3 rRNA genes are annotated in these 5,615 nt (G+C 56.9%); all 3 read right to left on the minus strand.

Annotated elements, in window-relative coordinates:
* Nucleotides 1–4 precede the first annotated feature (4 nt).
* Nucleotides 5–121: ribosomal RNA gene (rrf, locus tag ACFQQI_RS12395) — 5S ribosomal RNA — on the minus strand.
* A gap of 221 nt (nucleotides 122–342) precedes the next feature.
* Nucleotides 343–3,490, minus strand: a 23S ribosomal RNA gene (locus ACFQQI_RS12400).
* A 488-nt stretch (nucleotides 3,491–3,978) separates the two neighbouring features.
* Nucleotides 3,979–5,505: ribosomal RNA gene (locus ACFQQI_RS12405) — 16S ribosomal RNA — on the minus strand.
* The 16S, 23S and 5S rRNA genes sit together here, the layout of an rRNA operon.
* Nucleotides 5,506–5,615 lie beyond the last annotated feature (110 nt).

Raw genomic sequence — 5,615 nt, forward strand, 5'->3', positions numbered from 1 at the left:
GTATGTCCGGCGGCGTCCTACTCTCCCACAGCCTCTCGGTTGCAGTACCATCGGCGCTGAAAGGCTTAACTTCCGGGTTCGGGATGGGACCGGGTGTTTCCCTTTCGCTATGGCCGCCGTAACTCTGGTGGCGTCACACGCCGGTCGCAGGTGTCTGCGTTGTCACGGGGTGTGGCCAGGTCTTGGTTACAGTCTTCGTTCTTCAGTTGTTCAACAGCGGTGTTCAACCTTGGTGTTCAACGTTGGTGTTCAACATTGGTTGTTGAAGATAGTGGACGCGAGTGCGCGGGTGTGTTGCGCGGGTGTTGCTGGGGTGTCTTTGTGGGTTTTGTTGAGGGTTTGTGTGACAAGCCCTCGGCCTATTAGTACCAGTCAGCTCTACCTTGCGGTTGTACACTTCTGGCCTATCAACCCAGTGTTCTGCTGGGGGCCTTACCCGGTTGTCCCGGTGGGAAACCTCATCTTGAAACGTGCTTCCCGCTTAGATGCGTTCAGCGGTTATCACTTCCGAACGTAGCCAACCAGCCGTGCCCCTGGCGGGACAACTGGCACACCAGAGGTTCGTCCATCCCGGTCCTCTCGTACTAGGGACAGCCTTTCTCAAGTTTCCTGCGCGCGCGGCGGATAGGGACCGAACTGTCTCACGACGTTCTAAACCCAGCTCGCGTGCCGCTTTAATGGGCGAACAGCCCAACCCTTGGGACCTACTCCAGCCCCAGGATGCGACGAGCCGACATCGAGGTGCCAAACCATCCCGTCGATATGGACTCTTGGGGAAGATCAGCCTGTTATCCCCGGGGTACCTTTTATCCGTTGAGCGACCACGCTTCCACATGCCGTGGCCGGATCACTAGTTCCGACTTTCGTCCCTGCTCGACATGTCTGTCTCACAGTCAAGCTCCCTTGTGCACTTACACTCGCCACCTGATTGCCAACCAGGCTGAGGGAACCTTTGAGCGCCTCCGTTACATTTTAGGAGGCAACCGCCCCAGTTAAACTACCCATCAGGCACTGTCCCTGATCCGGATAACGGACCTAGGTTAGACATCTAGTACGACCAGAGTGGTATTTCAACGTTGACTCCACAACCACTGGCGTGGCTGCTTCACAGTCTCCCACCTATCCTACACAAGCCGAACCAAACACCAATACCAAACTATAGTAAAGGTCCCGGGGTCTTTCCGTCCTGCCGCGCGTAACGAGCATCTTTACTCGTAGTGCAATTTCGCCGAGTCCACGGTTGAGACAGCGCCCAAGTCGTTACTCCATTCGTGCAGGTCGGAACTTACCCGACAAGGAATTTCGCTACCTTAGGATGGTTATAGTTACCACCGCCGTTTACTGGGGCTTAAGTTCTGAGCTTCGCCAGTTACCTGGCTGACCCGTCCCCTTAACCTTCCAGCACCGGGCAGGAGTCAGTCCGTATACATCGTCTTACAACTTCGCACGGACCTGTGTTTTTAGTAAACAGTCGCTTGGGCCTGGTCTCTGCGGCCATCACCGCTGCCGCCTGCAAGAGGCTTGACGGATCCGGCCCCCCTTCTCCCGAAGTTACGGGGGCATTTTGCCGAGTTCCTTAACCATGGTTCGCTCGATCGCCTTGGTATTCTCTACCTGATCACCTGAGTCGGTTTGGGGTACGGGCGGCGCGTAGCTCGCTAGAGGTTTTTCTCGACAGCATAGGATCACCCACTTCACCCATACGGGCTCGGCATCGTGTCTCAGGCCGGTGACTCAACACCAGGTGACGGATTTGCCTATCACCTACCCTACGCACTTACCCACGCAACAACCATCGGCGTGGTTGGGCTGCCTTCCTGCGTCACCCCATCGCTTGACTACTACCGGATCGGATCCCGCGCTCCGCCCACACGCCTCACCCCGAAGGGATCGGTCACGTGGGTTTCGGGCGGTTAGCATCACCGGGTTCGTCATGGGCGCTACTTTGCCGGTACGGGAATATCAACCCGTTGTCCATCGACTACGCCTGTCGGCCTCGCCTTAGGTCCCGACTTACCCAGGGCAGATTAGCTTGACCCTGGAACCCTTGATCATTCGGCGCAGGAGTTTCTCACTCCTGATTCGCTACTCATGCCTGCATTCTCACTCGTGTCGCGTCCACCCCTGGGTCACCCCGAGGCTTCACTCGCGACACGACGCTCCCCTACCCATCCACACACCTGAACCACCATCGGCGGCTAGATACACGCGTGAATGCCATAGCTTCGGCGGATGACTTGAGCCCCGCTACATTGTCGGCGCGGAATCACTTGACCAGTGAGCTATTACGCACTCTTTCAAGGGTGGCTGCTTCCAAGCCAACCTCCTGGTTGTCACTGCGACTCCACATCCTTTTCCACTTAGTCACCGCTTAGGGGCCTTAGCTGATGGTCTGGGCTGTTTCCCTCTCGACTACGGAGCTTATCCCCCGCAGTCTCACTGCTGCGCTCTCACTTACCGGCATTCGGAGTTTGGCTAACGTCAGTAACCTGGTAGGGCCCATCGGCTATCCAGTGCTCTACCTCCGGCAAGAAACACACAACGCTGCACCTAAATGCATTTCGGGGAGAACCAGCTATCACGAAGTTTGATTGGCCTTTCACCCCTATCCACAGGTCATCCCCTCAGTTTTCAACCTAAGTGGGTTCGGTCCTCCACGCGGTCTTACCCGCGCTTCAACCTGCCCATGGATAGATCACTTCGCTTCGGGTCTTGATCGTGCTACTGAACCGCCCTATTCGGACTCGCTTTCGCTACGGCTTCCCCACACGGGTTAACCTCGCAACACAACGCAAACTCGCAGGCTCATTCTTCAAAAGGCACGCCATCACCCCAACACCAACATAACCTAGAGGTTGGCAGCCGGGCTCTGACGGATTGTAGGCACACGGTTTCAGGTACTATTTCACTCCCCGCCAGGGGTACTTTTCACCTTTCCCTCACGGTACTTGTCCGCTATCGGTCATCAAGGAGTATTTAGGCTTAACGGGTGGTCCCGCCAGATTCACACGGAATTTCAGGGGTTCCGTGTTACTTGGGATCCCACTCAACAGATGCGCGCTTACAACTACGGGGCTATCACCCTCTACGGCGCCACTTTCCAATGGACTTCAACTTCACGCACATTTTCTCACTGTTCGGTCCGCCGGCAGACGAACCAGAGTGGTCCCACAACCCCCCACACACAACCCCTGCCGGGTATCACATGCATGAGGTTTAGCCTGATCCGATTTCGCTCGCCACTACTCTCGGAATCACTATTGTTTTCTCTTCCTACCGGTACTGAGATGTTTCACTTCCCGGCGTTCCCTCCACACACCCTATATATTCAGGCGCGGGTAACACGACATGACTCGTGCTGGGTTCCCCCATTCGGACACCCCCGGATCACAGCTCGGTTGCCAACTCCCCAGGGCTTATCGCAGGCTCCTACGTCCTTCATCGGCTCTTGATGCCAAGGCATCCACCATGTGCCCTTCATAGCTTGTCGCACAAACACTCAACAAAAACTACAAAGACAAGACAATCGACAACCCCCTACAAAAAGACTGCAACAAGGGCTGCCGATCAATTGCTTCCACAACAACCCACCAACCCCCCAGCACACAGCCATCAAGCCGCAACACCAGGGAACCAACGGCGGGTCATCATGAAGATGCTCGCGTCCACTATCCAGTTCACAAACAACCAGCCCACCAAGAAGCCCCGAGATCCCAAGGACCCCAGACCCCCAAGGAGGCGAGAAGAATCCGCCCTGACGGCTGATGCCTCAGGACTCAACAGTGTGCCAGGACCACCCCTGCGGAGTGAGCCCCCAGGTTCCACGCCCACCAGCCGAAGCCGGGGACAGTACTGAGGAGGCTCCCCCAACCGGGAGAGGCCGTTCATCGACGATTCCACTAGTGAGACACCACCAGTGCCGACCAGACGCTTCGTGACCTGATGGCCAGCTGACCGTGCGGGGTGTGTGCTCCTTAGAAAGGAGGTGATCCAGCCGCACCTTCCGGTACGGCTACCTTGTTACGACTTCGTCCCAATCGCCAGCCCCACCTTCGACGGCTCCCCCCACAAGGGTTAGGCCACCGGCTTCGGGTGTTGCCGACTTTCGTGACGTGACGGGCGGTGTGTACAAGGCCCGGGAACGTATTCACCGCAGCGTTGCTGATCTGCGATTACTAGCGACTCCGACTTCATGGGGTCGAGTTGCAGACCCCAATCCGAACTGAGACCGGCTTTTTGGGATTCGCTCCGCCTTACAGCATCGCAGCCCTTTGTACCGGCCATTGTAGCATGCGTGAAGCCCTGGACATAAGGGGCATGATGACTTGACGTCATCCCCACCTTCCTCCGAGTTGACCCCGGCAGTCTCCTATGAGTCCCCGGCATTACCCGCTGGCAACATAGGACGAGGGTTGCGCTCGTTGCGGGACTTAACCCAACATCTCACGACACGAGCTGACGACAGCCATGCACCACCTGTACACCGACAAAAAGGGGCCACATCTCTGCAGCTTTCCGGTGTATGTCAAACCCAGGTAAGGTTCTTCGCGTTGCATCGAATTAATCCGCATGCTCCGCCGCTTGTGCGGGCCCCCGTCAATTCCTTTGAGTTTTAGCCTTGCGGCCGTACTCCCCAGGCGGGGCGCTTAATGCGTTAGCTGCGGCACGGAACCCGTGGAATGGATCCCACACCTAGCGCCCAACGTTTACGGTGTGGACTACCAGGGTATCTAATCCTGTTCGCTCCCCACACTTTCGCTCCTCAGCGTCAGGACATGCCCAGAGAACCGCCTTCGCCACCGGTGTTCCTCCTGATATCTGCGCATTTCACCGCTACACCAGGAATTCCGTTCTCCCCTGCATGCCTCTAGTCTGCCCGTATCGAAAGCAAGCACCGAGTTAAGCCCGGTGTTTTCACTCCCGACGCGACAAACCGCCTACGAGCCCTTTACGCCCAATAATTCCGGACAACGCTCGCACCCTACGTATTACCGCGGCTGCTGGCACGTAGTTGGCCGGTGCTTCTTCTGTACCTACCGTCACCACCATCATCGGCGCTTCGTCGGTACTGAAAGAGGTTTACAACCCGAAGGCCGTCATCCCTCACGCGGCGTTGCTGGATCAGGCTTCCGCCCATTGTCCAATATTCCCCACTGCTGCCTCCCGTAGGAGTCTGGGCCGTGTCTCAGTCCCAGTGTGGCCGGTCACCCTCTCAGGCCGGCTACCCGTCGAAGCCTTGGTAGGCCATTACCCCACCAACAAGCTGATAGGCCGCGAGCACATCCCTGGCCGAAAAAACTTTCCACACACATCCCATGCAGGAGTGCGTCGTATCCGGTATTAGACCCCGTTTCCGGGGCTTATCCCAAAGCCAAGGGCAGATTACTCACGTGTTACTCACCCGTTCGCCGCTCGAGTACCCCCGAAGAGGCCTTTCCGCTCGACTTGCATGTGTTAAGCACGCCGCCAGCGTTCGTCCTGAGCCAGGATCAAACTCTCCGTTGAAAACAAAAAGTAACCCCTGACAGGAAGACACTGACAAAAAGTTGTCAGAATCATCGTCAAAGAAATCCGCGACCAAACCCCCCCAAAAAAGAAGGAATCCAGTCAACGGG

Origin of the sequence: Nocardioides sp. GCM10030259, assembly GCF_042666375.1 — a bacterium.
GTDB lineage: Bacteria > Actinomycetota > Actinomycetes > Propionibacteriales > Nocardioidaceae > Nocardioides.